The following is a 26820-nucleotide window of genomic DNA, read 5'->3' on the forward strand; positions in this document are numbered from 1 at the left end:
TCAGTGCCCGTGATCGGCGTGGCCGCCGTGATCGTGGTCCTTGCCGTGATCCATGGCCCCTGCTTCGACTGCGGAACGGATCTCGGACAGGGTCAGAACCGGGAAATCGAGGGTGACAGGAGCCGCCGTCTCGAAGGTCAGGGTCACCGCGTGCGTATCGCCAGCCGCAAGGGGGGCCCGGAGCCCCATGAGCATGATGTGCAGGCCGCCCGGTGCCAGGGTCACGACCTCGCCGGCCGGAAGCGGAATGCCCCCGTCGACCTCGGACATCTTCATCACGCCTTCGGACATTTCCATCTGGTGCAACTGAACCATGCCCGCGACATCGCCTGCAATGGCGGCCGAGATCAGGGTATCATCCGTCTCGCCCACGTTGTGGATCGTCACGAACCCACCTGCGACCGGCGCATTGGGCGGCGTGGCCCGCAGCATCGGACCTTCGATGTGCAGGTCACCGGATGCGACCATATCGGCCCAAAGGGGGGCGGTCAGGGCAGCGGCGGCAAAGGCCGCAAGGCTGACGACGGCGAGCAGGTTGCGCATGGGGGCTCCGGGAAAGAAAGATCTACGGGGCCGATGTGGCACTCCCGCGCCCCGGGGTGAACCGGGGCGCGGTGTCGCAGGCATCACTTTGCCGAGAGGGTCAGTTGCCGTAGGCCACCGACGGCAGCCAGGTCGTCAACGCCGGGAACCAGAACACGATGGCCAGGCCCGTCAGCTGAAGCAGCACAAAGGGGATCACGCCGCGATAGATATGGGCCAGCGTCACGCCCGGCGGGCAGACCCCCTTGAGGTAGAAGAGCGCGAATCCCACCGGTGGCGTCAGGAAACTGGTCTGCAACGTCACCGCCACGAGGATCGCGAACCAGACCACCGCCGGGTCCTGCACCTGGTCAAAGCCGGGAACCGCCAGGGCCAGACCCTGAATGATCGGCAGCATCAGCGGCATGATGATGATGGTGATCTCGATCCAGTCCAGCAGGAATCCCAGCAGAAACACGATGAACAGGATGAACAGTACGATCATGTAAGGGTTATCAAAGGCCCCCAGGACGTGGTTCTGCACGATCTCGTCCCCGCCATAGCGGCGCAGGACCAGCGCGAAGAAGTTCGCCGCAAGGAAGATACCGACGATGTAACCCGCGGTATTGAGGGTCGAACGCCCCACCTCCTTGATGACCTTGAAGCTGAGCTTGCCGTTCAGGAACGCCAGCACCGTGGCCCCGAACGCCCCCAGGCCGGAGGCCTCGGTCGGGGTGGCAATGCCCGCAAAGATCGACCCCAGAACCAGCAGGATCAGGAACATCGGCGGCACCACGGCCAGCAGCACCTCCTTGACGACAGGCCAGCCGACTTCGTCGGTCTTTTCGGGGGGCGGCATGGAGCCGGGGGAAATCAGGCCGTAGATTACGATGAACGCGATATAGAGGGCACCCAGGATCAGCCCCGGGAACAGCGCCCCCATGAACAGGTCACCCAGCGAGATTGCCAACTGGTCCGACATGATCACCAGCATGATCGACGGCGGGATCAGGATACCCAGCGTGCCCGCACTGGCGATCGTGCCGGTGGCGATGGGCTTGGAGTAGTTCTGCTTCATCATTGCCGGCAGGGCCATGACCCCCAACAGCGTGACAGATGCGCCGATGACGCCGGTGGAGGCGGCGAGGATGATGCCGATCAGCATGACCGTCAGCGACAGCCCGCCCTTGAGCCCGCCGAACAGCTTTTGCATCGCGTGCATCATCCGCTGCGCCACGCCGGACTGGTCCAGCATCAGGCCCATGTAGATGAACATGGGCAGCGCCACGAGCACGGGGTTCTTGACGATATTGCCGAACAGGCGCCCCGAAAGGACCGACAGTTTCTGATAGTCGATGCCGGTGCGGTCGAATTCGATCACGTCGCGAAACGCTCCGCGGAACGGATCAAGGAAGATTTCGGCAAACAGGGCAAAGATCAGCGACACGCCGACCAGGGCCATGGCCACCGGAATGCCGCGGAACAGCATCCAGATGAAGGTCAGGAACATCACCAGCACGACCAGTTCGTTCAGGGTCATGATGGGGGCAATGGCTTCGAGCAGGAACATCAGGCCGCGTCCTCGGATTTGTCACGCAGCGCATAAGCGACCGCGATGATGATGACGGTGACGATGAGGGCGGAAGCCACGGTGAATTTCATTTCTTCCGGGCCGATCTCGAAGGTGTCGAAGAACCAGTGGCGGGTCGCCTCGCGCGCCGTCGTGGCCTCGGTCGTCATCAGCACGATGCCCAGGACCAGATAATAGATGGCAAGGTTCACCACGAAGGCAATCGACGGGAAGGCGTAGAGCAGTTTGCGCCACCAAAGCGGGTTGGTGATCTTTGCAAGGTTGCGCGTATAGGCGAACCAGATCGCCGCCGCGATGAACAGGAAACTGACGTTCATGAACACCTTGAGCAGATAAAGACGGTGGAGCCCGTTCGGGCTGTCCGACCCTTCGCCCGCCTTTACCGACGAAATCGCATAATCCAGTGTCGTGTCCCAACACAGGATGATGAACGGCAGGAACAGCCAGACCAGCGCGAAAATGTCGATCTTGCGCTGTTTGGGGGCCGGGTAGTTGTCGTAGAAGATGTCGACGCGCACGTGGCTGTTGGTCGTGACCGCATAGCCCACACCGATCAGAACGGCCGCGCCGTAAAGCCACCATTGCAGATCGTCGAGCCAGGCCTGGTTGTTGCCTGTGCCGCGCAGGATGACCTGCGCGCAAATCGCGATCATCAGGATCGGGAAGAGCCAGGCAAAGACGTTGGAGATCTGGACGATGGCCCGGTCGCCGGCATTATGCTCGGCCCGACCGACTTCGCCCGGATCGGAAATCGCGACGATAGGCGTGTCATCGTCAAAATCCGCAAGCGGTTCTGGTGGAATGGTCTGGCTCATCGGTGGTCCTTCCCCTCGGACGACGCGCGGCGGGCGCGCAGCTGTCAGGACAGAACCGGATGGCACAGCCAGTCCGGTCCCCCTCGCAAGACCGCCGCCCCCTGGGGGGCGACGGTGCGTGATCGATCCTTCCCCTTCCTGACGCGTCGCGACGCGTCAGGAAGGGACCATGTGATCAGTTGCGCGGACGCGGCAGGTAGATGGTGTCGCCCCAGGTCTTGTAGCCTGCGCGGAACTCCTGCAGGTCGTCCCAGACCTCCTTGAAGTAGGCGTCTTCGGCGGCCAGTTCGGCGGCAACCTCGTCCCAGGTCTCTTCGAAGGTGGCGAGGATCTCGGGCGACCAGGTCTTGATCTGAACGCCGTTCTGCTCGGTGTTGTCGATCATGGCCTGGAAGTTGGTGGCCTCACCCTCGGCGTAGTTGGTGGTGATGTTGGCCAGGCAGGCGACTTCGATCTGAGCCTGCGCGCGTTCGCCCAGGTCTTCCCAGACGTCCTTGTTGACCAGCAGTTCGAACATCGTGGCGGGCTGGTGCCAGCCGGGGAAGTAGTTGTACTTGGCGATGTTGTAGAAACCGAGGCGCGCGTCGATGCGGGGCATCGAGAACTCGGTCGCGTCAATGGCACCACGCTCCAGCGCCGGGAAGATGTCCCCCCCCGCAAGAAGCGACGTCGAGACGCCCAGGCGCTGCATCACTTCGGCACCCAGACCGAAGAAGCGCATGTTCAGACCTTCGAGGTCCGACAGCGAGGTGATCTCGTTCTTGAACCAGCCGGACGTCTCGGGCGCGATGATGCCGCAGGGCAGGACATGCACGTTGTAGCCGTTTTCGTCGTACATCCGCTGGAACAGCGCGTGACCGTCGTCATAAAGCATCCAGGCCAGGAACTCGCCGGCCTCGGGGCCGAACGGCACGGCGGCGAACAGCGACGCCGCGGTGATCTTGCCCTGCCAGTAACCGGCTGTGGTATAGGCCGCATCGACGGATCCATTGGACACCGCGTCCAGCGCTTCCAGCGTGGGCACCAGCTCACCGGGATCGAAGTGCTCGAACTCGACCTCTTCGGAGATGGAGTTGATCTTTTCGACGAAATCGACGCCAGCGGTGCCGAGAATCGGCAAGTTCTTTCCGAAGGCGGAGGTCATCTCGACGACATCCTGCGCCTGCGCGCCAGTCGTCACGAGCGCGGCGGTCGAGGCCAGAGCAAGGGCTTTGAGTTTCATGTTCAACGGTTTCTCCCAATTGGATCCTGTGGGCGTGGGCCCACTGACGACCCCTCCCGAGCCGTCTGGTAAGATTTATTTACCGATTTTGAGCACGATTGGCTAGTTTAAAAACACTGCAAGTGCGTTTCGCGGTCGGCGGCACCCAATCCTTCAAAGGGCTTGGTCGGGACCTTACGAAACCCTGACGGTGCGGGCGGCAACTGGACGCGCCGCCCGCAACCGGTTCAGTCGTAGCTGGGCAGCGGGCCCTGCGGTCCGTGGGACAGCCGCCAGGCTTCGTCACCATGCTTTGGGAACAGGTCCCGCACCAAGGGATCGTGGCCCGGGATAACCAACCCCGGCGCAGAGGCCAGGCGCCTAATCGTGGCGAAGCCGTCCAGCATTTCCGCCACATCGGCGACGATGGGGAAAGGTTTTCCGCTGAGATAGTTCTCGTAGTAATGCGTCGCGTCCGATGCCAGGCAGAGCCACCCCGCACTGGTCCGCACCCGGACCGCCTGCAGACCCTTCGAATGACCGCCGATGCGATGCACCGTCACGCCTTCGGCCACGGCCCCATCCCCGTCGTGGAACACCACCCGGCCCTGGTACAACCGCTTGACCGCTTCGCAGATGTGATCGCCGGTGAATGGCATCCGCAGCACGTCGTGGCACATGCAGGGACCGGTGGCATAGGCCATTTCGGCGGCCTGCATATGCAGTTGCGCAGCGGGGAACAGGTGAAGCCCGCCCGCATGGTCGTAATGCAGATGCGTGACGATGACCGTCTTGATCTGCTCTGGCGTCAGCCCAAAGGGGGCCAATGCCGCCCGCGGGTCCGTCAGGATTGGCCTGTCGCGTCGCGCGCCCTCTTCCGCGTCGTAGCCCGTGTCGACCAGGATTGCCTCGTCCCCGCGTCGTAGCAACCAGATGAAGTAGTCCATCGGATGCGGTGCGTCGTGCGCGTCGTCGAAGATGAAGCTGTCGCCCCGCACCCGCGCCAGACGGTCGGCATAGCGGATCGCGAAAACCTCCCAGTCGCTCATCCCGCGACCTGCCCGAAGGTCTTGAGCGTCTTGTCCGTGACCATCCCATCGCTGCGTGCGTTGAACGTCTTGAAGTGCTCGGTCCCCTTGTGCGTCTCGAACCCAGCTTCGTCGTCATAAAGCTCGTAGAGAAACACCTCGTCGGGCCGCGACGGATCGGTCAGCACGTCAAAGCGCGTACAGGCCGCCTCACCGAGGGACGCGCGCGCATTTTCCAGCATCAGAGGCAGGAACTCGGCCATGCGGCCCGGGGCCACCTCAAAGGTGACGGTGACTGCGAACATGCTTTTCCTCCAGAAGTTGCGTGCCTATTGGTATACCAACTTGTCGCAGGGAGAGCACGGATGGCCAAGTCTTTTGAAATCGCAGTCTTTCAGGGGGACTGCATCGGCCCGGAGATCATGGCCCCCACGCTGGAGCTTTTGTCGGGGATCTCTTCCGACTACGATTTCAATTTTACCGACTGCCCGGCGGGCGCGACCAGCTATGTCGACTGCGGCAGCGACCTGCCCGAAGCCTCGCTGGAGACGGCCCGCAAGGCCGACGCGATCCTGCTGTCTGCCTTGGGTGACCCGGCGGTCCGGTTCCCCGACGGAACCGAAATGACCCCGCAGATCGACATTCGCATCGCGCTGGATCTTTACGCCGGGGTGCGCCCGGTGCGGGTCGTGCCCGGCATGCGGACACCGCTGATCATCCCCGAGGGCAAGATCATCGATTTCGTCCTCGTGCGCGAATCGACCGAAGGCCTGTTCCATACTCAGGGCAAGGGATTGGTGACCGAGGATATGGCCGAGGAAACCCTGCGGCTGACGCGGCGGACCACGCAAAAGGTCTGTGAGTTCACCTTCGATCTGGGGCGCGCCCGCCACAAGGAAGGCTCCTCGGGCCGGGTGACCAGCGTGGACAAGGCCAACGTCTTCCGCGCCTTCGCCTTTTGGCGCGACATCTTCGACGGTGTGGCCAAAAACTATCCAGAGCTTTCGGCGGACCATGCCTACGTGGATGCCATGGCGCTTTATATGGTCCAGAAACCCTGGGACTGGGACGTGATGGTGACCGAAAACATGTTCGGCGACATCCTGTCGGATCTAGGGGCCGGATTGATGGGGGGCCTCGGCATGGCGCCGTCGGCGGACATCGGCGACGATCATGCCCTGTTCCAGCCCTGTCACGGGTCCGCGCCTGACATCGCGGGACGCGGCATCGCCAATCCCTTTGCCATGATCCTGTCGGCGGGCATGATGCTGGATTGGCTGGGACGGCGTCACGACATGCCTGGCATGATCGACGATGGCAAACGCCTTCAGGCCGCCGTGGATGCCTGCCTTGCCGCCGGTGAGACGACAGGCGACCTGGGCGGATCGCTGGACACGCTCGGCGCGGCGGGTGCCGTGATGGATCGGCTGTGAGCAAGCCGCTGCGCGTCGGCCTGCTGGGGCTGGGCTACTTTGCCCAGTTCCACCGGGACGCCTGGAACCGGATAGACGGCGCGGCGCTGGTGGCGGTGGCCGACGCAGACCCGGGCAAGGCGGCAGACCATCGCGACCTGGCGGGGCTGTTGTCCGAGGGGCTCGATATCCTCGATATCGCCACCCCGCCTCCGACCCATGTCGCAGCGATCCGCGCCGCCCTGCCCCACGCCCCGCGCGCGATCATCTGCCAAAAGCCATTCTGCACATCCGCCGAAGAAGCCCGCGCCATCACCGCAGAGGCCGAGGCCGCGGGCGTGCCGCTGATCGTGCACGAGAACTTCCGCTTTCAACCTTGGTTCCGCGCGATGAAAACCGCGCTGGAGGCGGGCCGGATAGGTGCCCCCCTGAACCTGACGTTCCGGATGCGGACGGGCGACGGTCAGGGCGACGACGCCTATTTGGCCCGTCAGCCCTATTTCCGCGAAATGCCGCGCCTTCTGATCCACGAGACCGGCGTCCACTACATCGACACGTTCCGGTATCTGCTGGGCGCGCCCGACGGGGTCTATGCCGATCTGCGGCGGCTGAACCCCGTGATCCGGGGCGAAGACGCGGGGCAGTTCATCTTCGATTACAGCAGCGGCGCGCGCGCGGTGTTCGACGGCAACCGGTTGCTGGATTTCGACACCGACAACACGCGCCGCACCTTCGGCGAAGCCCTGTTGGAGGGGACAGAGGGCACCCTGACCCTGACCGGCGATGGCACGCTGAAATTGCGCGCCTTGGGGGGGCGGACCCAGGAAACCTTGCTGGAACCGCAAGACTGGCCCGGGTTTGCAGGGGATTGCGTGCACGCCCTGCAAAGCCATGTCGTTGCGGCTGTCCAAGGTAAGGCCGCCTTCGAGAACGAGGCGCGCAGCTACCTCGCGGTTCTGGACCTCTGCGAGCTGATCTATGCCTCGGCCGGGGCGCGCGCGCGGCTGCCCTTTTTGCCGGACGGCTCTGGCGAACCTGTGCTCCGTTAACGACCTCTTGAGGATTCGAGCCTAGATCAACAGGGGACCTTCGGGTCCCCTTGCGGAGAAGCCGTCGGGGTTTCGCGACCCGCCCTGCGCAGGGTCGCAGCAAAAAGGGCGTTTCGCACCGATGGTCAAAGACCGTATTGCACGATGGCAGTCGTTTGGGCCCACGCCGTTCATCATGACGGTTGTGATGATGCTGTTGATGTTTGGGCTGTTGCCCATCGGTGCCGCAGTGTCGTCCACGCCGAATGCTGAATACCCGCCCTGTTCCGCGCTGAGGTCGGATACCCTGGCCATGGCCTGCAAACCCAGACGGTTCTGACGACGGGGCCGACCAGGTTGGCGCGAACCAGCACCGGGCTGCCAGAGGCAACACCGCGACCGGCCTGGGGCGCGGGTTGCAGCAGGCCCGATCGCGGTTGCAGGCCACTCATGAGAAACTCTCCGGCCCCGAACGCCCGCGACGGGGCCGCAAGCGCGGCGGGTTACCCCCGGGCGGCCTCCGCTGCGGCTCGAATCGCGCGAATGTTCTTACCGTATCCTTCGGGCGCGGTCGCCGTGCCACCCTTGAACACCGCGGATCCCGCGACCAGGACATCGGCACCGGCCTCTGCTACCAGGGGGGCGGTAACGGGGTCGATCCCACCGTCGATTTCGATATGCACCGGTCGGTCGCCCAGCATGGCGCGCAAACGACGGACCTTTTCGACCTGGCTGGCGATGAACTTCTGCCCGCCGAACCCTGGGTTCACCGTCATCACGCAGATCAGATCCACATCGCCCAGCAGTTCCGCCGCGGCCTCTGCAGGGGTGCCGGGGTTCAGGGCCAGCCCCGCCTTCACGCCAGAGCCCCGGATCGCCTGAAGCGTGCGGTGGACATGCGGCCCGGCCTCCAGATGGGCGGTGATGACGTCGGCGCCGGCCTCGACGAAGCCCTGCAAATAGGCATCAACGGGCGAGATCATCAGATGTACGTCCATCACGCCCTTGATATGCGGGCGGATCGCCGCGCAGGTCGCGGCCCCAAAGCTGATGTTCGGAACGAAATGCCCGTCCATCACGTCGACGTGGATCCAGTCTGCGCCCTGCGCCTCGGCGGCGGCGCATTCGGCGCCGAAATTGGCGAAATCGGCGGCAAGGATAGAGGGCGCGATCTTGATCGAGCGGTCGAAGGCTTTCATGGCGGCGTCTCCGGTTGGTCGTCCGCCCCCTAGCGCGAGACGGCGGCCCCGAAAACCCCCCGGTCGGTGACGATCCACGGAAGCGGGATGTCCGTCGCCTCGCGCGGGACCGCCTGCAGCCGCTGTGCCTCCAACGCGAGGCCGACGACAAGCGCGTTTTCCATCCCGGCCAGGGTTCGGTCGTAAAAGCCGCCCCCATAGCCAAGCCGCCCGCCCGACGCGTCGAACCCCACCATCGGCACGATCAGCACATCGGGCACCCGCCAGCTGCCTTCGATCGGGACCTGGACGCCAAAAGCCCCCCGTTCGGTGGCACAGCCTGGCGTCCATTCGCGAAACCGCAGCGGCGCGCCCTTGGCGGTGACGACGGGCACGCAGATGCGGTTGGTGAACGACAGGGCGCGCAGGGTGCCTGTCGGGTCCGCCTCGGACCCGATCGGCAGGTATCCCGCGACCGTCTTGCCGCGCAGGTGCATCAGGCGTGCAAACAGCCGCGTGCTGGCCTTGGCGCGCGCCAGCGTGGGCGCGGCATCGCGGGCGGCAATGCAGCGTTTGCGCAGTTGCGCCTTTTCCTCAGCCAGCCTAGCGTCCGAGCCCATGCAAACCTTCGATCACTTTGCGCTTTCATCGGACACGCTGGCCGAGGGGGCAACCCATGTCGAGACGCAAACCGGCCTGACCATGGGGCCCGGCGGAAAACACGCGCGGATGGGGACGCACAACCTGCTTTCGGGGCTAGGTCCTGCGGAATACTTCGAAGTCATCGCCACCGACCCAGAGGCACCGCCCCTGGACCGCCCCCGCTGGTTCGACCTGGACCGCCGCGCAGGTCCGCCGCGTATCGGCAACTGGATCGTTCGAACCGACGATCTGGATGCGTTGGTGGCGACCTACCCCCAGGCCGGGCGCCCCCTGACGTTCGAGCGTGGGGCCTTTCGCTGGCGCATGGCGGTGCCAGACAACGGGATCCTGCCATACGACGGCTGTTTTCCGGCGCTCATCCAGTGGGACAGCGCGCCGCCCAGCTTTCCCGATATCGGCGCGCGCCTGACCGGTTTTGCCATACGGCACCCGGAGGCGGCGGAATTGGGTCCGCTGTTGGCATCGCTGATCGATGACCCGCGCCTGTCGGTCACCCAGGGCCCGCGCCGGATCGCCGCGACCCTCGACACCCCGGACGGCCCGCGCGTCCTGGCATGAGCGATCTGCTGCCCCCCGACGCAGAGGAGATGCGCGCCTGGGCCGAAGCCGCCCGCGCTGCCTTCCCCGCACCCTTCGCCGCGTTGTCATCCGACGTGCGCGTGGTTGTCGAGGAATGGCCGGACGACGCCTTGCTGGACGAGATGAAGATCGAAAGCGCCTTTGGCCTGACCGGTCTATACGAAGGCGCGGCCCTGACCGAGCGGTCGGTGGACCACCCCGAACCGCCATCGACCGTCACCCTGTTCCGCCGCCCGATTCTGGACGAATGGGCAGACCGGGGCGACGTCGGCCTGCGGGCATTGGTGGTGCATGTGACGGTGCACGAATTCGCCCACCACTTTGGCTGGTCCGACGAAGACATCGCGCGGATCGACCGCTGGTGGGAATAGCCCACGAAAAAGGGCGCCCCGACCGGGGGCGCCCCTGAACAAAATGGTGTGGCCTCAGGCGGCGGCGCGGGCCGACAGGATCTCGTCCACGGATTTCAGCGCGCCATCCTCGTCCATGTCATTCACGGCAGCCAGCTCGCGCGTCAGACGGTCCAGCGCGGCTTCATAAAGCTGACGCTCGGAATAGGACTGCTCGCGCTGTTCGTCGTTGCGGTGCAGGTCGCGCACCACCTCGGCGATGGCGATCAAATCGCCGGAGTTGATCTTGGCCTCGTATTCCTGAGCGCGGCGGGACCACATGGCGCGCTTGACGCGGGCCTTGCCCTTGAGCGTGGTCATGGCCTTGGACACGACGTCGGGCGACGACAGGGACCGCATGCCCACGTCGGTCGCCTTGTGGGTCGGGACCCGCAGCGTCATCTTGTCCTTCACGAAGTTGATGACGAACAGCTCCAGCTCCAGCCCGGCAACTTCCTGCTTTTCGATCTTTACGATCTGGCCGACGCCGTGGGCAGGGTAGACAACGAAATCATTGGGGCGAAACTCGGATTTCTTCGACATGGGCATCCTCTCGATGTCGTCAGCGTGCGCCGGGGGGCGGCGACAAGAAACGTGGCCCCGGAGAATTCCCCAGGGTCAGCGTTCAACGCTTCGGTGTTGGTCCGGGTGCATAGAGCCCGGGAACCGTTGTGGCAGAACCGACCGGGCAATCCCGGATCGACTAAAGATATAGCACAAAAAACGACGCTCCGAAAGCGTCACGGTGGTTGACCCAAATGCCGCGTTGCGGCAGCCGCTCAGCCGCCCTCGCCCGGTGCCTCGGAGAAGAGCTCCATCTTGCCCGGCTTGCCGTCCATCTCTTCGGCGGTCGGCAGCTGGTCTTTCTTGGTGATGATCACCGGCCAGATTTCGGAATATTTCCGATTGAATTCAACCCACTTCTCCATATCCGGCTCTGTGTCCGGGCGGATGGCGTCGGCGGGGCATTCGGGTTCGCAAACGCCGCAGTCGATGCATTCATCGGGATGGATGACGAGCATGTTCTCGCCCTCATAGAAACAATCCACCGGGCAGACCTCGACGCAATCGGTGTACTTGCAGGCGATGCACGCGTCGTTGACGATGTAGGTCATGGGCCAATCCTCGGTCGATTCTGCCGCTCGATACCCGGCGCGCGCCAGGGGTTCAAGCCAGCGGGGCCTGCAACCGCAGCGTGCGACAAGGCACAGCCCCATATCCCGGCCGAATTGCCCAAGTTGCAGGCATCACAGACAGGTGTTCACTTTTCCGGGAGGTCGCGCGCCGCATCCAGCCTGCGACGATCCCGGCCCGTCGGGCGCGGCCCCACCCGCGGCACCACAGGCGGGGAATGATCGGCATAGGCGGCCTGTGCCTCGGGGGCGGGGCCGCGACGCGACAGCAAGGCCGTGATCTCGATCACGCGCACGCGCGATCCGGTCGGAAAGGTCAGTCGATCACCGGGCGCCACCGCAGCAGAGGCCTTGGTCACCCGATCATCATTCACGCGCACCTTGCCCTCGGCGACCGTCTTGGCCGCCAAGGTCCGTGTCTTGAAAAACCGCGCCTGCCAGAGCCATTTATCCAGGCGTTGGCGGGCGGGGGCGTCCGTCACTTCCCCTTGAGCGCCGCAAGCGCGGCGAACGGGTTGTCGGGGTCGATTGCCTTTTCGCGCCTGGGCTTGGCTTCATAGGTCTTGGGCCCACGGTCGCCGTCCTTCGGGCCACGTTTGCCGCCCTTGCCCTTGTCGCCACGCGGTTTCCCGCCCGGCTTGCCGCTACGCTGCGGGCGATCACCCTGCCCGTCGCGGCGCGGTCCACGATTGTTTTGCCGACGCGGGGCCCAGGTAAACGTATAGAACGTCTCCAACTCAGGCGCGGCCTCTGCCTCGGGGGCGGCCTCCGGTGCAGGGGTGTCTGCCTCGGGGGCAGGTTCCGCCGTGGGCTGTGCCTCGGTCACCGCCTCTGCCTCTGCCTCAGGGGCGGAGGCCTCGGTCGGGGCTGCGTCCGCTTCGGTCTCTTCGGAAACGGCGGGGGCCGCGCCTTCGTCGGCCACAGGCGGCGTCGCGGCGGGCTTGACCTTGGGCCGCTCCCCCTTCTCGGCATTGTAGCCCAAACCTTCCATCAGGTCGGCGAATTGTTCCAGCGTCATGCCTGTGATCGACAGCATGTCCGCCGTCGCCTCGAACCCGCCTCGGCTGTCCTGCGTGCGGATCATGTCGGCCAGGCGTTCCAGCATGTCGATGCGGATCGCACGGGCGCCCGACAGACGATAGCCGGCATTGACGTAATACCCTTCGGGCGCGCCTTCGACCTTGGGCACCGTGACCAGGCCGGGCGGCGGGCTTTCGGGGAACTCATCCAGCCCCTGCCACAACGACCAAAGCACGAGACGCAGGCGCGTCGGCGCGGGCTTCAGCAGAAGTTGCTGGAACACGGTGAACTGGCCAAACCGCACGCCATGCTTGCGCAACTGTCCGCGCGCGTCCTGATCCAGGTCCTTGACCTCTTGGCTCACGTCCTGACGCGGCAAAACGCCCAGCCCTTCCAACATGCGGAAGGCGAAACCGCGCGCGACGCCGGTGACGGCCTCGTCGCGGGACATGGCCAGCAGCGGATCAAATCCGGCGGCGACCTTGCGGTCGATGAAATGCTGCAGACGGCGCGTGACCTTCTGCATCACCTCGGGCCCGGCCTCGTCATCGACAAAGGCCTCGACGGCGGGTTTCAGCGCCTCGGATCCCTTGACCAGCTTGCCCACGGCCTGATCGCCCCACATGAGGCCACCCTGCTCGGTAAAGTCCATTTCGGTGTCGGGCGCGTTGTAAAACCGGTCGGCCCGCAGGTGGAACTCGGGCCGCAAGGCCTGGGTCGCGGCCTGCCGCACGGTTTTCGCCTCGTCCGGCGTGGTGGTCCCGGTCTGGTGGAAGCGGAAGCCTTCGAGACGGCCAAGCGTCTCGCCCTCGACGATCACCTCGCCCTTGTCGTTGATGTCGGCCAACAGGCCCTCCTTCATCTTCAGCCGCCGGAGCAGCACGCTGGTTCGCCTGTCGACGAAACGATTGGTCAACGCCTCGTGTAGCGCATCCGACAGGCGGTCTTCTACCGCCCGTGTGGCCTCGCGCCAATGGGCTTCGTTATCTACCCACCCTTTACGCTGGGCCACATAGGTCCAGGTGCGGATGTAGGCCAGTCGTTTCGACAAAGTGTCGATGTCCCCCGCCGTCTTGTCGATACGTTTGATCTGCCGCGCGAACCAATCGTCCTGCACCCGCCCGTGGACATGCAGAAAGTCAAAGATCCGCGCCAGCAGCGTCGTGTGTTCGCCGTGGCTGATGCCCTGAAAGTCGGGAATGCGGCACACATCCCAAAGCAGGCGCACGTCCCGCGCATCCGCCAGGCGCGAGGCGACGGATTCGAGCTGGTTGAGCGTCTTGAGCGATTGCAGATCATCCGCCTCGCGTCCACGCGTCAGGATCATGTCCGGCGACGGTGCCTCCAGCGAGGCGATCAGCGCCTCGGCGGTGCCGAAATCGAGCCGGTCATTGCGCCAGCTCAACCGGTCGATCGGCTTGAAGCGGTGTTCCTGAATGGCCTCGACCAGACCCTCCTCCAGGGGGGCCGCCTCTCCGGTGACACCAAAGGTTCCGGGCTGCATGTACCGTCCGGCCCGCCCCGCGATCTGCGCCAGCTCATGCGGCATCAGGGGGCGGATGCGTTGACCGTCGAACTTGGACGTGGCCGAAAACGCGACGTGTTTGATGTCGAGGTTCAGACCCATTCCGATGGCATCCGTCGCAACCAGATAGTCCACGTCGCCGTTTTGGTACATCTCTACCTGGGCGTTCCGCGTCCGCGGGCTGAGCGCGCCCATGACCACCGCCGCGCCGCCCTTCTGACGGCGCAAAAGCTCTGCGATGGCATAGACATTATCAACCGAGAAGCCGACGATTGCCGTCCTTCCAGGCATACGGCTTATCTTTTTCGAACCTGTGTACAAAAGTTCGCTGAATCGCTCCCGACGCACGAACTGCGCCTCGGGGACCAGCTGCGCGATGGCCGGGCGCATGGTGTCGGACCCCATGAACAACGTCTCGTGCAGGCCGCGCATGTTGAGCAGGCGATCGGTAAAGACGTGGCCGCGTTCGGGGTCGGCGCAAAGTTGGATTTCGTCGATGCCGACGAAGTCCGCGCCCAGGCCCGTTGGCATCGCCTCGACGGTGCAGACCCAATGCGAGGCGCGCGGCGGCACGATCCGCTCCTCTCCGGTGACGAGGGCCACGACCGACGGGCCGCGCACGGCGACCAGCTTGTCATAGACCTCGCGCGCAAGCAGGCGCAACGGCAGGCCAATGACTGCCGTGCGATGGGCCAGCATCCGTTCCAGCGCGTAATGCGTCTTGCCGGTGTTCGTCGGCCCAAGGACCGCCGTCACCCTGCCCTTTGGGCTGCTCATGGAGGTCCTTTCAGAGCGACCGCTCGCCCGTCTCGCGTTCCAGCCGCTCGACCGCGGCGTTCACGTTTTCCTCGGCCGGAAAGACCTGTTGCGCGGCGCGGAACGCCCGCAAGGCGCGGTCCTGATCGCCAAGTTGTTCCATGATGATCCCCAGCCCGGCAAGCGCGCCGAAATGGCGCGGCTCCAGGATCAGAACCTGTTCGATATCCGCAATCGCCTGACCGTAGCGATCCATCAGAAAAAAAGCTGTGGCGCGTTGATTCCAGCCTTCGGCGAATTCCGGCGCATGATCGGTCAAGGCCGTCAGATGGGCGATGGCGCGGGGCCAGTCCTGATCGGCAATCGCCTCTTGCCCGCGCACCAGCAGCAGATCCATCGCAGGAGAGCCGGAGTGCGACCACCGCTCCATCACTTCGTTGGCCAGCCGCTGCGCCTCTGCGGCGTCCGCCTCGGACGTCAGGGTGCCCAGCCGGTTCAACAGCGTGTCGGCATCGCGCGCGATCTCCTGCGCAGGCAGGGACGTTGCGTAACAAACCGCAAGCGCGGACAGCAGGGTGTTGAAGGTGACGCGAAGGTCAATCATCTATGCCCTATCCCTTCCTGCCGCAGGCGCGGCCCCCAGATCCGAGGACCCCCATGAGCGACATTATCAACGAGGCCGTCACCCAGCTCACCGCAAAGATTGGCACCTTCGACGGCAGCGTCAAGTTCATCGTCGAAGGTGAAGGCGCAATCATGGTCGATCAGGCCGGTGTTCGCGCCGCCGACGAAGAGGCGGACTGCACCCTGACCGCCGACGAAGACACCTTTCGCGGCATCCTGTCGGGCGACGTCAACCCGACCTCCGCCTTCATGACCGGCAAGCTGAAGCTGGACGGCGACATGGGCACCGCGATGAAACTGGGCGGAGCGCTGTCCTGAACGACGCGGCCCCCTATTTCGACGACGTCTCTGCCGGGCCACCCGGCGGGGACGCGGTCTGGCTGACCACCTCGGACGGGGTGCGCGTGCGGGTTGCCGTCTGGCCCCAAGGCACGCGTGGCACCGTTTTCTGGTTTCCGGGGCGCACCGAATACGTCGAAAAATATTCCGACGGAGCGCAGCATCTGCACGACGCGGGATTCGCCAGCGTCGCAATAGATTGGCGCGGCCAAGGCCTGACGGAGCGGTCCGACCATGGCCACCTGATCGGTCACGTGAACGATTTCAAAGACTTTCAGCTCGACGTTGATGCAATGCTGGACCACGCGCGCCGGTTGGACCTGCCGCGCCCCTGGCATCTGTTCGCGCATTCCATGGGCGGTCTGATCGGCCTGCGCAGCGTGATGACGCGCCATGATTTCCAGCGCGCCGTCTTTTCTGCGCCGATGTGGGGCATTCAGGCCAGCCCGGCGCAGCGGATCTCGGCCTGGACGCTGTCGTCCGTCGGTACGGCCCTGGGCCTGGGTGCGCGGGCCGCCCCCTTTACAGGCAAGGCGCGCGATCCGGCAGGTGCCCCGTTCGAGGGCAACGTGTTGACCAGCGACCCGGAAATGTTCCGTTGGATGAAGAACCAGCTGCGCGCGCATCCCGAACTGGCTTTGGGCGGTCCTTCCCTGTCCTGGCTGATTGCGGCCCTGCGGGAGATGCACAACCTTGCCCGACGCGCCGCACCGGATGTCCCCGTTCTGGGTATTCTTGGCACCGAAGAAAGCATCGTGTCATCAGATGCCATCCACGTGCGCCTCGCCTCCTGGCCCGGTGCCCGGTTGGAGATCATCGAGGGCGCGCGGCACGAAGCCTTCATGGAGGACGCGGCCACGCGGCGGCGGCTTTATGACCTGGTCATAGGGCATTTTACGGACGCAGCCGCCAAGACCGCGTCCTAGGCGTCAGACCAACCGCCCCTGATCCAGTCGCAGGGTGCGATCCATCCGGGCAGCCAGGTCCAGGTTATGGGTGGCGATCAGCGCGCCCATACCCGTGTCCCGCACCAGGGACACCAGCGCGTCAAACACGGTGTCGGATGTTCCGGGATCCAGGTTGCCGGTCGGCTCATCCGCCAGCAACAGGGCCGGACCATTGGCCAGCGCCCGGCAAAAGGCGACGCGCTGCTGCTCGCCGCCTGACATTTCCGCCGGGCGATGGTCGAGACGATGGGACAGGCCGACACGGGCCAACAGATCCTCGGCGCGGGTGCGCGCGGCACCTTGGGCCACACCATTGGCCAGTTGTGGCAGGACGATGTTCTCGGCGGCCGAAAACTCGGGCAGCAGATGGTGGAACTGGTAGACGAAGCCGATCCGCTGCCGCCGGGCGCGGGTGCGCAGGCGGTCGCCCTGCCCGGTCATGTCGTCGCCCGCCACATGCACGCGCCCCGCATCGGGCATATCCAGCAGACCCGCGATGTGCAGCAACGTCGATTTACCGGCACCCGAGGGTGCCACCAGTGCGCAGACCTCGCCTGCCGCCACGGTCAGATCGACCCCGTTCAACACGCGGATCTCGGACGGGCGCCCCAGGTTATACCCCTTTTGCAGCCCCTCCAGGCGCAAGGCCTCATTCATAGCGCAGTGCCTCCACCGGGTTCATCGCCGCCGCGCGGCGGGCCGGAAAGATCGTCACGACAAAGCTGAGCCCCAGCGACAGGACCACGGCGGACAGGACGTCCCCCGCCTCCAGCCGGGCAGGCAAGGCCGAGATGTAGCGCACCGAAGGATCCCAGACCCCGCCACCCGCCAGGGTGTTCACCGCCGTGAAGATGGGGTCGATGTAGATCGCGAACAGACAGCCCAACACGACGCCAATGGCCGTGCCGATCACGCCGATGGAGGCCCCGCACAGAAAGAACACGCGCAGAATCGTCCCCTGGCTCAACCCCATCGTGCGCAGAATGCCGATGTCGCGGCCCTTGTTCTTGACCAGCATGACGAGGCCGCTGGTGATGTTCAGCGTGGCAATCAGCACGAGAATGGACAGGATGACGAACATGATGTTGTCCTCCATCTGCAGCGCCCGCAGGAAGGCACCAGAGCTGTCCTTCCAGGTCCAGAGATAGGTCCCCTCGCCCGCCGCCTGCGTGAGCGCGGGGCCAAGCATCTCGACCGTTTCGGGGTCAATTGTGGCCACCTGCACCTCGTCCGCGACGCCGGTGCGGTTGAAATATTCCTGCGCCTCGGCGAACGGCATGTAGACCCGCGTGGAATCGATGTCGTAGCGCCCCACCTGAAAGATGAAGACCACTGGATAAGCCTTGATCCGCGGGCTGGTGCCGAAGGCCGTCTTGATCCCGTCGGGCGAAATCAGACGAACCCGGTCACCGACCGTGACACCCAAAGTCCGCGCGACACCCGATCCGATGGCGATGCCCGTGTCGAAATCGGCCAGCGATCCCTGCGCCTCTTCGGGTGCGGCGATGCGCGGGACCTGCGCCAGGTCGGTACCGCGCATGCCGATCACCTGAACACCGGTGTTGCGGCCCGGCCCGGCGGCCATGACCTGCCCCGCCACGACCGGCACGGCACGGATGACACCCGGCACCTGTGCCACCGCAACGGCGACCTCGTCGTAGTTCGCCATGGTCCGGGTCAGCGCACCGTTGGGCAGGACCTCACCATAGGCCAGAACGCTGACGTGCGGGTTCGATCCGATGATCGTATCGACGAATTCGTACCGAAACCCGGAGCGCACGGCCAGCGTGGCGATCAATGCGAACACAGCCAGCGCAATGCCGGCCAGAGAGATCCAGGTCATGACGCTGATCCCGCCCTCGGACCTGCGCGCCCGCAGGTAGCGCCAGGCGATCATCCATTCGAACCGTCTGAACATGGGGCCTCCGCACCGGGTTTGTGCCTAGGTGCGGGGTCCGGCGGGCGGGGTCAAGGGCAGGCCCCGCCGCATCGGGGTCACATGTGCGCGGCGTAGATCTCGCGCAGCTTGGCAATCGCCTCTTCCGGGGCCATCTCCACGCTTTCGCCCGTGCGCCGGGACGTCAGTTCCACCTTGCCACCCGCCAGACCGCGCGGGCCCACGGTGATGCGCCAGGGCAGACCGATCAGATCCATCGTCGCGAATTTCGCGCCGGCCCGATCCTTGCGGTCGTCATAAAGGGCGGTCAGACCCTCTTTCGCCAATTCGGCGTAGATGCCTTCGCAGGCGCTGTCGGTGGCGGAATCGCCCTGCTTGAGGTTGACGATGCCAACATGGAACGGGGTCACGCCCTCGGGCCAGATGATGCCGCGGTCGTCGTGGTTGGCTTCGATGATGGCACCCAGCAGGCGGCTGACGCCAATGCCGTGGGACCCCATGTGCACCGGTGTCGGCTTCCCGTCGGGGCCCTGAACCGTCGCGCCCATCGCGTCGGAATACTTGGTGCCGAAATAGAAGATCTGGCCGACTTCGATGCCACGCGCGGTACGGCGACGGTCCTCGGGGATCTGCGCGAACAGCTCCGCGTCGTGGGTTTCGTCGGTGCGCGCATAGCGAGAGGTGAATTCCTCCATCACGCCGGCGCATTGGGCCACGTCGTCATAGTCGATGGCGCGGTCGCCAAAGGTCAGATCGGTGACCTCGCTGTCGTAGAAAACCTCGCTTTCGCCGGTGTCGGCCAGGACCAGGAATTCGTGGGTGTCATCCCCGCCGATCGGGCCGCTGTCCGCACGCATCGGGATCGCCTGCAGGCCCATCCGCTCATAGGTGCGCAGATAGCTGACCAGATGGCGGTTGTAGGCGTGCAGCGCATCTTCCTTGGTCAGGTCGAAGTTATAGCCGTCCTTCATCAGGAATTCGCGTCCGCGCATCACGCCGAACCGGGGCCGCATTTCGTCGCGGAATTTCCATTGGATGTGATACAGCGTCAGCGGCAGATCCTTGTAGCTGCTGACGTTGGACCGAAAGATGTCGGTGATCATCTCTTCGTTGGTGGGGCCGAACAGCATGTCGCGATCCTGCCGGTCGCGGATGCGCAGCATTTCCGGCCCATAGGCATCATAGCGCCCGGATTCCCGCCAAAGATCCGCAGGCTGCAAGGTCGGCATCAGCATCGGGATGTGCCCGGCGCGTTCCTGTTCTTCGTGAACGATCTGCTCGATCCGCTTGAGCACGCGATACCCCAGCGGCAGCCAGGAATAGATCCCCGCGGCGGACTGCTTGATCATCCCCGCGCGCAGCATCAGCCGGTGGCTGACGATCTGCGCCTCGGCGGGCGTTTCCTTGAGGACGGGCAGAAAGTAGCGGCTCAGGCGCATGGGGCGGCTCCGGGGGGATCAGGGTTGCGCCTGCGATACAAGGCAGGCGAGGCGGGGACAAGCGGTGGTGACGCCCGGACCCGCGCGCCGGACCCGGATCAACGCCCGCGCGGTGACTGGGCAAAGGGTGGCGTTTGGGGTCGGAGACCGGGTTTCTGCAGGTCGTGGTTCGAACGTGCGGCGCATGTCGCGCCGTGCGGCCGCGTCTACCCCTTCACCACCCGGACCTTGGGCTCGCACCCAAGACTGCCGGCCAACGACTTGAACCGTGCCTCGGCCACTTCGCCGAACAACGCCTCGCCGTCGCCCTGTGGCAAGGCCAGCTCAAGCTCCGCTTTCTTGGGATACAGCTTCAGCTGACCCATCAGAGAATGATCCTGCGCCGAGAACATGGCCCCAAAGCGCATGGCCTTGCCCAGAACCTCGGCTTGCCGCGTGTCCGCATCGCACAGCAACGGGGCCAGGGCATCGAACGGGGTGCCTTCGCGTTTGTTGCGGTAGCGGTGCAGCAGGGCGAGGCCCAGATACACACGTTCCGAATGGGTCAGGCCGCCCAGGTTGGCACGGGTGGCATTGTCGAAACAGATCTCGGCGCGATAATCGGGATGCGCCCGCCAGCTGACGTCGTGCAACAGACAGCAGGCCCGGATCAGACGCTTTCGACGGTCCTTTTCGCGGGCAAACAGCGGCTCGACAAAACGATAGAGCACGCGGCCAAAGCCGGGCAGACGGGCCGAGGCCGCCTCGGACGCGCGGCAACTTTCGATCAGGGGGTCGCGGGCGCGCAGCACGTCGGGCATCTGCTCATAAAGCAGACCTTCGCGGATGCCGTAGCTGCTGATGGCGATTTCCTTGGGGTGGAAGGTGCGGATCACGCGGGCCAGCACCTCTGCGGCGATCGGCACCAGCGACATGCGCGCCTGCGATGTACTGGTCTGCTTGCCCAACGCAACCAGATCCGCATCGGCGATGAAGTCCAGCGTGGCGCGCACATCCCTGGGCGTCATCGTGTATTCGTGCAGCACATGCAGCGGATAGCCGCGCCGTTCCATGTCCACCCGCGCAATCGCCCGCCAGGATCCGCCGACCAGGAACAGCCGGTCATAGCGGTCGCGGCCCAGCGTCTCGGCCATGGCCCTTACGCCGCGGTCGATCTCTTCCTTGCGGGCCCCCTTGCCCTTGACCCCTTGCAGCTTGAGAGGGCCCAGCTTGCCACTGACCGTGGCCCCGACGGCACCGCCTGACACCTCGGCCAGTTCCATCGAGGACCCGCCGATGTCGCACATCAGCCCCTCGGCCTCGGGCCAGCCCAGCAGGACGCCCTGCCCCGAAAGCCGCGCCTCTTCGGTGCCGTCGATCACCCAAAGCTTCAACCCGGTCGCGGCCTTGACCTCTGCCTCGAAGGCCGGGCCATCCTCCGCCTCGCGCACGGCAGCGGTGGCAACACAGGTCAGGGAATTGACCTCCATCCCCCGTGCGAGGATCGCGAAACGCTTCAGCGCGACCATCGCCCGGTCCCGCCCTTTGGGGTTCAGGCGGCCCGTTTCGGCCAGGCCCGCGCCCAACCCGCAGAGGATTTTTTCGTTGAAGAAATACGCAGGCGACCGCGCGGCCCCGTCGAAAACCACCAACCGGACAGAATTGGAACCGACGTCGATAACGCCGACCCGACGCAACGCCCGCGCCTCGGGACCGTCGAACAAGGGCGCTCCGAACCGGCCGAAGTCTTCGGCCTCGATCACGTCGCTCATCATCGGTAGCTCCCCCCGGAGGTCGTTCACTTTTGCCGGTGTGGCATGGTCGACCCGGCAGGGTCAATGAATCACGCGCGGGCACAAAAGGCTGGAACCCGGTCGCGTTCAAGGGGTTGAGGGGACAACTCGAAAGGAAACCACAATGCCCCCCCGCCAGTCGCTTCTGTTTCTTCTGACCGGTCCCGTGATGATCGTCATCGCCGCGCTGCTTGCCTATCCGTCGGAGACGGGCGCACCTGACCCGACGCTGATCGCGCAGGCCTATTGATCACACTGGAACGGCGCGGCCCTATTCGGCGGAATGGGTCAGTTCGGGCACATCCCTGGCCCCAGCCGATCCCCGCCCGGACAGCGACGGGTTTTCCATAAAGAACCGGTGGCAGTTGAACGGGTTTTCGATGTCGGTGACATCCGCGCGCGTCCATTCCCCCTCGGGCCCCAGAACCCAGCTTTGGGCCACGTCCGCCAGGTTGGCGGCCATGATCTGCGACACGATCTGCGCCTTGACCGTCGGGTTGATGCATTCGACCAGCGTTTCGACCCGGCGGTTCAGGTTGCGCCCCATCCAGTCCGCCGACGAGATGTAGACCCGCGCCTTTTTCGACGGCAGGCCACTGCCGTTGCCAAAGCACACGATCCGCGAATGTTCGAGAAACCGACCCACGACGGATTTGACGCGGATATTTTCGGACAGGCCCACGACACCGGGTCGAATCCCGCAAATACCCCGGATCACCAGGTCTATCCGAACCCCTGCCCGGCTGGCATCATAGAGCGCGTCGATGATGTCCGGCTCGATCAGGGAATTCATCTTGGCCCAGATCTGCGCGGGCCGGCCGGCGCGCGCATGGTCCGCTTCGGCTGCGATCGAGGCCAGCAGGTGATCCTTCATCTGGCTGGGCGAGATCGACAGCGCCTCCAACCCCTCGGGCGGGGCATAGCCAGAGATGTAGTTGAACACCTTGGTCGCATCGCGCCCCAGCTTTTCGGACACGGTGAACAGCGACAGATCGGTATAGATCCGCGCGGTGATCGGATGATAATTCCCCGTACCGAAGTGGGTGTAGGTCACCAGGCGATCGCCTTCGCGGCGCACCACGGTGCTGATCTTGGCGTGGGTCTTGTAGTTGGTGAAGCCATAGACGACATGGGCGCCCGCCCGTTCCAGCCGCCGCGATTGCCGGATGTTCGCGGCCTCGTCGAAGCGCGCCTTCAATTCGACCAGGGCCGTCACCTGCTTGCCCGCCTCGGCCGCCTCGCACAGCGCGGCCACGATCGGGCTGTCGCGTGACGTGCGATACAGCGTCTGCTTGATCGCCAGGACATTGGGATCAAGCGCGGCCTGCTGCAGGAAGCGGTTGACCATGTCGAAGGTTTCATAGGGGTGATGCAGCAACATGTCCTTTTGCCGGATCGCCGCGAACAGATCGCCGTCGTGATCCTGCACCCGTTCGGGCACGCGGGGCGTGAAACTGGGCCAGAGCAGATCCTTGCGGTCGCTCACCACCAATTCCTTGAGCGCCGCGAGACCGATCAGCCCCTCGACCTCGATCACCTCATGTTCCTCGACGCCGATCTCTTCCACGATTTCACGCCGCAGGCCCGACGGCGCGCCCGCGGTGATCTTCATGCGGATGATCTCACCCCGGCGGCGCCGCTTCAGCGCGGTTTCGAATTCCCGGACCAGATCTTCGGCCTCTTCCTCGACCTCCAGGTCGCTGTCGCGCAGTACGCGGAACGCACAGTGCCCTTTCAGGACGTAGCCCGGAAACAACCGCTCGATCTGCATCAGCAGCAGTTCTTCCAGCGGAAGGAAACGGATCACGCCCTCGGGCTCGCCGTCCAGCACTGTGTCGAGGCGGATGAACCGGTCGATCTGCGCCGGGATGGGCAACAGGGCGCGCAGGCGGCGGCAATCCGATTTCCGCTCCAACTCGATCGCCAGGGCGAACCCTTCGTTGGGGATGAACGGAAACGGGTGCGCCGGGTCGATCGCCAGGGGCGACACGATCGGAAAGACGTTGCGCAGGAAATGATCGGCCAGGGCGCGTTTTTCGGCGACCTTCAGGTCGTCGTGGCGCAGAACACGCAGCCCCTCGTCCTCCATCTGCGCGCGGATCGCCTTCCAGGCGACCTGCTGCTGGTCCAGCAGACGGCCCGCGTCTTCGTCGATCATCTCCAATTGCTCGGCGGGGGTGCGCCCGTCTGCGGCGGGGGTACGGTTGCCAGCGCGGGCCAACTCTCGCAGGCCGGCGACGCGGACGGTATAGAATTCATCCAGGTTCGCCGCCGAGATCGACAGAAACCGCAACCGCTCCAGCAAGGGCAGCCGGTGGTTCTCCGCCTCTTCCAGCACCCGCCAGTTGAAGGCCAGCCAGGACCGCTCGCGGTTGAAGAACCGCGCAGGGCCGCTGACGCGGGCTTCGTCCAGGGTGACGGGCGCGGGCAAGGGCGCCTTGAGGAAATCGGCGGCGGGAATCTGGGGTGTGTCCAACATGCGGCTCAGCTAAATGCGATCTGTGACGGAGAGGTGACAGGCTACGCCCCTGCCCCGGCAGTGTCCAGAAACCGGCTTAGCGCCAAAGACGCAGGCCGCCCACGGCCACATCCGCCTGCATCACCCGCCCCACGGCCAGCACCCCGACGCGGCGCAGGCGCGCGGGATCAAAGGCGGCTTCGGTCTTGTTGGCCTCGAAGACATCGAACGGGAGCCGCAAGGTTTCCCAGGCAGGTCCGGCGGTGAATTCGGTGCGATAGGATTGCCAGGGCCGCGTCAGATCGTCGGTCCGCAGGCGCAGATCGTAGGTTTCGCCATTGCCGAACACGTCGATTTCCACCCCCGACCAGTCGGACGCATCCAGCGCGCCGCCCCCAAGGTCGCTGGCCATCTGCACGAAGCCGCCGTTGTTTTCCAACGAGACGGCGCCGGTCAACCGCGCCGCGCGGCGGCCCGCGACATCTTCGCGCCGGACACGTCCGGAGGATACGCCCCCCATCACAGTGTCGGCGACAAATTCCCAGTTTGGGGTCAGGTCCATGCGGCCTCCTGCTTGCAGGGCGCGGGGCGCGGGACCGTCAGGGTCAGGGCTGCCAATAAGTCGCGCCGGGTGATCACGTCACACCGGACCTAGCCCGCCTCGGCGGCGCGCCTAGCCCTCCAACAGGGTGCGGGCCAGCGGGATGTCGACCTCGCGCCCCTCGGCCAGGGCGCGTTCGTCCAGCAGGTCCACCATCCCATGGGCGGCGGCAAAGCTCCGCTCCATCCGGGGCAGCAGGAATTGCACCAACGCAGGCCGCACAGCGATTTGCCGGTCCGAGAAGAGCTTGACCAAGACCGCCGACAGCAAGGCCTCGTCAGGTTCCGAGACGACCGCAGGCGTCAGGGACGACAGGCGACTGGCCAGGTCCGGCAGGGCCACGGGCCAATCCTTGGGCGGGGTCCGACCGGTCAACAGCAGGCCCTTGCCCGCCGCCGCGCAGGCGTTCCACAGATGGAACAGCGCATGCTCCCCCTCCGACCCGGCCAGATCACGGTCGGCGTCCTCAACCACCAGCGGCCCTTCGGCCAGCGCGGGCGCGTCCTCGGGCCGCAGGCTGGCGGCGGCGATGCGGCGGGCACCAATATCCTCGGCCCAGATCGCCGCCAGATGCGACTTGCCTGCCCCCTCCGGCCCGATCAGCGCCAGGCGTTTTTCAGGCCAGGCAGGCCACAGATCGACCAACGCCAGTGCCCGCGCATTCGCGGGCGAAGTCATGAAATCCTCGCGCCCGCGCGCGTTGAACCGCGGCAGGTCGATGCTCAGCTGGCGCGGGATCATTCTGTGGCGTCGTCTTGTGGCGGCGCGCCCGCGTCGGTGCCGCGATACAGCAGGCTGGCCTTGTACTCGGCGACCACAAAGCGGGCCACAACACCCAGCGCAGCGGCCACCGGCACCGCAACCAGCATCCCGACGAAGCCATAGATCGACCCGAAGGCAGACAACGCGAACAACAGCCAGACGGGATGCAGGCCCACGCTTTCTCCCACCAGTTTGGGCGTCAGCACGTTGCCCTCCAGGAACTGGCCGGCGACGAAGATGCCCGCAACCAGACCGATGGCGGTCCAATCCCCCCAGAACTGGAACAGCGCCAGCCCGATGGCCAACCCGCCCCCCACCAGCGCGCCGACATAGGGAATAAACGTCACCAGACCGGCAATGGCCCCGACGACCAATCCGAACTGCAACCCGACCAGCATCAGGGCAACCGAATAGAACGTTCCCAGGATCAGGCAGACCGTCCCTTGCCCGCGCACGAAGCTGGCCAGCGTCGCGTCGATCTGGCGAAAGATGCTTCGGATGGTGCCGACGTGGTCGCGCGGCAAGAGATCGTCAATCCGGGCGACCATGTTGTCCCAGTCCAGCAGCAGGTAGAAGGCCACGACCGGGACGACGACCACAAAGACCACCGCGTTGACCACGCCAAAGACACCGGCCACCAATTGCTGCGCCAACTCTCCGCCGCGCGAACGGATCATTTCGCCCAGGTCGGCCAGGCCGGTGCGGATGATCCCGCCCTCGGCCACCAGATCGGGGAACCGTGTCGTCAACCAGTCTCGCAGCGCGTTGAAATATTCTGGCGCGGCGCGGACCAGGGCCGTGGTCTGCTGCACCAACAACGGGATCACAAAGGCCACGACCACGATCAGCCCGGTCACCGCGATCACCGTGATCACCGCCGTGGCGGTGACCCTGCGAAAGCCCAGCGCCTCCAACCGGTCGGCCAGGGGATCGAGCATATAGGCAATTGCGCCCCCCACGATAAAGGGCAACAGGATGGGGCCCAGATACCACAGGGTGACCAGAAAGGCGGCTGTCGCCAGCCCCCAATAGGTTACCTGTTGCCGCACCGGCAAAGCCATGGCCGCCCCCTCGTTCGAATCCAACAGCGTCCTTATGACAGGCCCGATGCGCGCTCGAAAGCGGGCGCGGTCACTGCTTT

Annotated in this window: 29 protein-coding genes; 8 read left to right on the forward strand and 21 right to left on the reverse strand. The window is 65.1% G+C overall.

What is annotated here, in order from left to right; genetic code table 11:
• The 6 genes from K3551_RS15055 to K3551_RS15080 all read right to left on the reverse strand — a co-directional run bounded on the left by K3551_RS15055 (position 1) and on the right by K3551_RS15080 (position 5462).
• Entirely contained in the window at positions 1 to 543 is a 543-nt protein-coding gene (locus K3551_RS15055; protein WP_259915090.1) for a copper chaperone PCu(A)C, read from the reverse strand.
• A 100-nt stretch (positions 544 to 643) separates the two neighbouring features.
• On the reverse strand, positions 644 to 2092 hold the full coding sequence (locus tag K3551_RS15060; protein ID WP_259915092.1) for a TRAP transporter large permease subunit: 1449 nt from the start codon (positions 2090 to 2092) through the stop codon (positions 644 to 646).
• On the reverse strand, positions 2092 to 2928 hold the full coding sequence (locus K3551_RS15065; RefSeq protein ID WP_259915095.1) for a TRAP transporter small permease subunit: 837 nt from the start codon (positions 2926 to 2928) through the stop codon (positions 2092 to 2094). The genes K3551_RS15060 and K3551_RS15065 overlap by 1 nt, the downstream gene beginning before the upstream one ends.
• A gap of 175 nt (positions 2929 to 3103) precedes the next feature.
• A complete protein-coding gene (locus K3551_RS15070) occupies positions 3104 to 4150 on the reverse strand; it encodes a TRAP transporter substrate-binding protein (RefSeq protein ID WP_259915098.1) in 1047 nt (348 codons plus the stop codon).
• A 227-nt stretch (positions 4151 to 4377) separates the two neighbouring features.
• Positions 4378 to 5178, reverse strand: coding sequence for an N-acyl homoserine lactonase family protein (locus K3551_RS15075; RefSeq protein WP_259915101.1), 801 nt, complete (start codon positions 5176 to 5178; stop codon positions 4378 to 4380).
• Positions 5175 to 5462 (reverse strand): putative quinol monooxygenase, encoded by a 288-nt coding sequence (locus tag K3551_RS15080; RefSeq protein ID WP_259915110.1) that lies wholly within the window; start codon positions 5460 to 5462, stop codon positions 5175 to 5177. The genes K3551_RS15075 and K3551_RS15080 overlap by 4 nt, the downstream gene beginning before the upstream one ends.
• 60 nt (positions 5463 to 5522) lie before the next feature.
• On the opposite strand from K3551_RS15080, the gene K3551_RS15085 reads away from it, so the two are divergent.
• The 3 genes from K3551_RS15085 (at position 5523) to K3551_RS15095 (ending at position 7937) form a co-directional block, all read left to right on the forward strand.
• The gene (locus tag K3551_RS15085) at positions 5523 to 6590 is read left to right on the forward strand and encodes an isocitrate/isopropylmalate dehydrogenase family protein (RefSeq protein WP_259915112.1); all 1068 of its coding nucleotides are present in this window, start codon (positions 5523 to 5525) and stop codon (positions 6588 to 6590) included.
• Positions 6587 to 7618: a Gfo/Idh/MocA family protein gene (locus K3551_RS15090; RefSeq protein WP_259915115.1), complete on the forward strand. Its 1032-nt coding sequence runs from the start codon at positions 6587 to 6589 to the stop codon at positions 7616 to 7618. Before K3551_RS15085 ends, K3551_RS15090 begins: the two co-directional genes overlap by 4 nt.
• Before the next feature lie 187 nt (positions 7619 to 7805).
• A complete protein-coding gene (locus tag K3551_RS15095) occupies positions 7806 to 7937 on the forward strand; it encodes a hypothetical protein (protein WP_259915125.1) in 132 nt (43 codons plus the stop codon).
• A gap of 163 nt (positions 7938 to 8100) precedes the next feature.
• On the opposite strand, the gene rpe is transcribed toward K3551_RS15095, so the two are convergent.
• Both rpe and K3551_RS15105 read right to left on the reverse strand, forming a co-directional pair.
• Positions 8101 to 8796 (reverse strand): ribulose-phosphate 3-epimerase, encoded by a 696-nt coding sequence (gene rpe / locus K3551_RS15100; protein ID WP_259915137.1) that lies wholly within the window; start codon positions 8794 to 8796, stop codon positions 8101 to 8103.
• Positions 8797 to 8825: 29 nt separating this feature from the next.
• Positions 8826 to 9395: a 5-formyltetrahydrofolate cyclo-ligase gene (locus tag K3551_RS15105; RefSeq protein WP_259915146.1), complete on the reverse strand. Its 570-nt coding sequence runs from the start codon at positions 9393 to 9395 to the stop codon at positions 8826 to 8828.
• On the opposite strand from K3551_RS15105, the gene K3551_RS15110 reads away from it, so the two are divergent.
• Together K3551_RS15110 and K3551_RS15115 are read left to right on the forward strand one after the other, a co-directional pair.
• Positions 9394 to 9996, forward strand: a complete 603-nt coding sequence (locus tag K3551_RS15110) for a VOC family protein (RefSeq protein ID WP_259915147.1) — start codon at positions 9394 to 9396, stop codon at positions 9994 to 9996. The genes K3551_RS15105 and K3551_RS15110 overlap by 2 nt on opposite strands.
• Positions 9993 to 10388: a metallopeptidase family protein gene (locus K3551_RS15115; RefSeq protein ID WP_259915149.1), complete on the forward strand. Its 396-nt coding sequence runs from the start codon at positions 9993 to 9995 to the stop codon at positions 10386 to 10388. Before K3551_RS15110 ends, K3551_RS15115 begins: the two co-directional genes overlap by 4 nt.
• A gap of 54 nt (positions 10389 to 10442) precedes the next feature.
• On the opposite strand, the gene K3551_RS15120 is transcribed toward K3551_RS15115, so the two are convergent.
• From K3551_RS15120 to K3551_RS15140, 5 genes are all read right to left on the reverse strand, one after another.
• Positions 10443 to 10955 carry a CarD family transcriptional regulator gene (locus K3551_RS15120; RefSeq protein ID WP_259915151.1) on the reverse strand — a complete coding sequence of 171 codons (513 nt, stop codon included), beginning with the start codon at positions 10953 to 10955 and terminating at the stop codon, positions 10443 to 10445.
• 230 nt (positions 10956 to 11185) lie between these two features.
• Positions 11186 to 11521 carry a ferredoxin FdxA gene (gene fdxA / locus K3551_RS15125; protein ID WP_259915154.1) on the reverse strand — a complete coding sequence of 112 codons (336 nt, stop codon included), beginning with the start codon at positions 11519 to 11521 and terminating at the stop codon, positions 11186 to 11188.
• Positions 11522 to 11667: 146 nt separating this feature from the next.
• Entirely contained in the window at positions 11668 to 12021 is a 354-nt protein-coding gene (locus tag K3551_RS15130) for an RNA-binding S4 domain-containing protein (protein ID WP_259915156.1), read from the reverse strand.
• Positions 12018 to 14861, reverse strand: a complete 2844-nt coding sequence (locus tag K3551_RS15135) for a helicase-related protein (protein ID WP_259915159.1) — start codon at positions 14859 to 14861, stop codon at positions 12018 to 12020. The genes K3551_RS15130 and K3551_RS15135 overlap by 4 nt, the downstream gene beginning before the upstream one ends.
• Before the next feature lie 10 nt (positions 14862 to 14871).
• Positions 14872 to 15444 carry a tetratricopeptide repeat protein gene (locus tag K3551_RS15140; RefSeq protein ID WP_259915160.1) on the reverse strand — a complete coding sequence of 191 codons (573 nt, stop codon included), beginning with the start codon at positions 15442 to 15444 and terminating at the stop codon, positions 14872 to 14874.
• Between the two features lie 53 nt (positions 15445 to 15497).
• On the opposite strand from K3551_RS15140, the gene K3551_RS15145 reads away from it, so the two are divergent.
• Positions 15498 to 15782, forward strand: coding sequence for an SCP2 sterol-binding domain-containing protein (locus tag K3551_RS15145; RefSeq protein ID WP_259915163.1), 285 nt, complete (start codon positions 15498 to 15500; stop codon positions 15780 to 15782).
• 86 nt (positions 15783 to 15868) lie between these two features.
• Positions 15869 to 16729 carry an alpha/beta fold hydrolase gene (locus K3551_RS15150; protein WP_259915166.1) on the forward strand — a complete coding sequence of 287 codons (861 nt, stop codon included), beginning with the start codon at positions 15869 to 15871 and terminating at the stop codon, positions 16727 to 16729.
• 3 nt (positions 16730 to 16732) lie between these two features.
• Here K3551_RS15150 and K3551_RS15155 read toward each other — a convergent pair whose 3' ends face one another.
• The 4 genes from K3551_RS15155 to K3551_RS15170 form a co-directional block, all read right to left on the reverse strand.
• The gene (locus K3551_RS15155) at positions 16733 to 17407 is read right to left on the reverse strand and encodes an ABC transporter ATP-binding protein (RefSeq protein ID WP_259915170.1); all 675 of its coding nucleotides are present in this window, start codon (positions 17405 to 17407) and stop codon (positions 16733 to 16735) included.
• On the reverse strand, positions 17400 to 18668 hold the full coding sequence (locus K3551_RS15160) for a lipoprotein-releasing ABC transporter permease subunit (protein WP_259915172.1): 1269 nt from the start codon (positions 18666 to 18668) through the stop codon (positions 17400 to 17402). The genes K3551_RS15155 and K3551_RS15160 overlap by 8 nt, the downstream gene beginning before the upstream one ends.
• Positions 18669 to 18745: 77 nt before the next feature.
• Positions 18746 to 20086 (reverse strand): proline--tRNA ligase, encoded by a 1341-nt coding sequence (gene proS, locus K3551_RS15165; RefSeq protein ID WP_259915176.1) that lies wholly within the window; start codon positions 20084 to 20086, stop codon positions 18746 to 18748.
• A 206-nt stretch (positions 20087 to 20292) separates the two neighbouring features.
• Entirely contained in the window at positions 20293 to 21837 is a 1545-nt protein-coding gene (locus K3551_RS15170) for a Ppx/GppA family phosphatase (protein WP_259919643.1), read from the reverse strand.
• Positions 21838 to 21982: 145 nt separating this feature from the next.
• On the opposite strand from K3551_RS15170, the gene K3551_RS15175 reads away from it, so the two are divergent.
• On the forward strand, positions 21983 to 22108 hold the full coding sequence (locus tag K3551_RS15175; RefSeq protein WP_259915179.1) for a hypothetical protein: 126 nt from the start codon (positions 21983 to 21985) through the stop codon (positions 22106 to 22108).
• Between the two features lie 21 nt (positions 22109 to 22129).
• Here the strand turns inward: K3551_RS15175 and K3551_RS15180 are convergent, their stop codons facing one another.
• From K3551_RS15180 to K3551_RS15195, 4 genes are all read right to left on the reverse strand, one after another.
• Complete coding sequence (locus K3551_RS15180) at positions 22130 to 24337, reverse strand: RNA degradosome polyphosphate kinase (protein WP_259915180.1); 2208 nt, start codon at positions 24335 to 24337, stop codon at positions 22130 to 22132.
• A 76-nt stretch (positions 24338 to 24413) separates the two neighbouring features.
• Positions 24414 to 24878: a CIA30 family protein gene (locus K3551_RS15185; RefSeq protein ID WP_259915183.1), complete on the reverse strand. Its 465-nt coding sequence runs from the start codon at positions 24876 to 24878 to the stop codon at positions 24414 to 24416.
• A gap of 111 nt (positions 24879 to 24989) precedes the next feature.
• Complete coding sequence (locus K3551_RS15190; protein WP_259915186.1) at positions 24990 to 25658, reverse strand: HdaA/DnaA family protein; 669 nt, start codon at positions 25656 to 25658, stop codon at positions 24990 to 24992.
• Positions 25655 to 26740: an AI-2E family transporter gene (locus K3551_RS15195; protein ID WP_259915187.1), complete on the reverse strand. Its 1086-nt coding sequence runs from the start codon at positions 26738 to 26740 to the stop codon at positions 25655 to 25657. Before K3551_RS15195 ends, K3551_RS15190 begins: the two co-directional genes overlap by 4 nt.
• Between the last annotated feature and the right edge of the window lie 80 nt (positions 26741 to 26820).

Origin of the sequence: Jannaschia sp. M317 (assembly GCF_025141175.1) — a bacterium.
GTDB lineage: Bacteria > Pseudomonadota > Alphaproteobacteria > Rhodobacterales > Rhodobacteraceae > Jannaschia.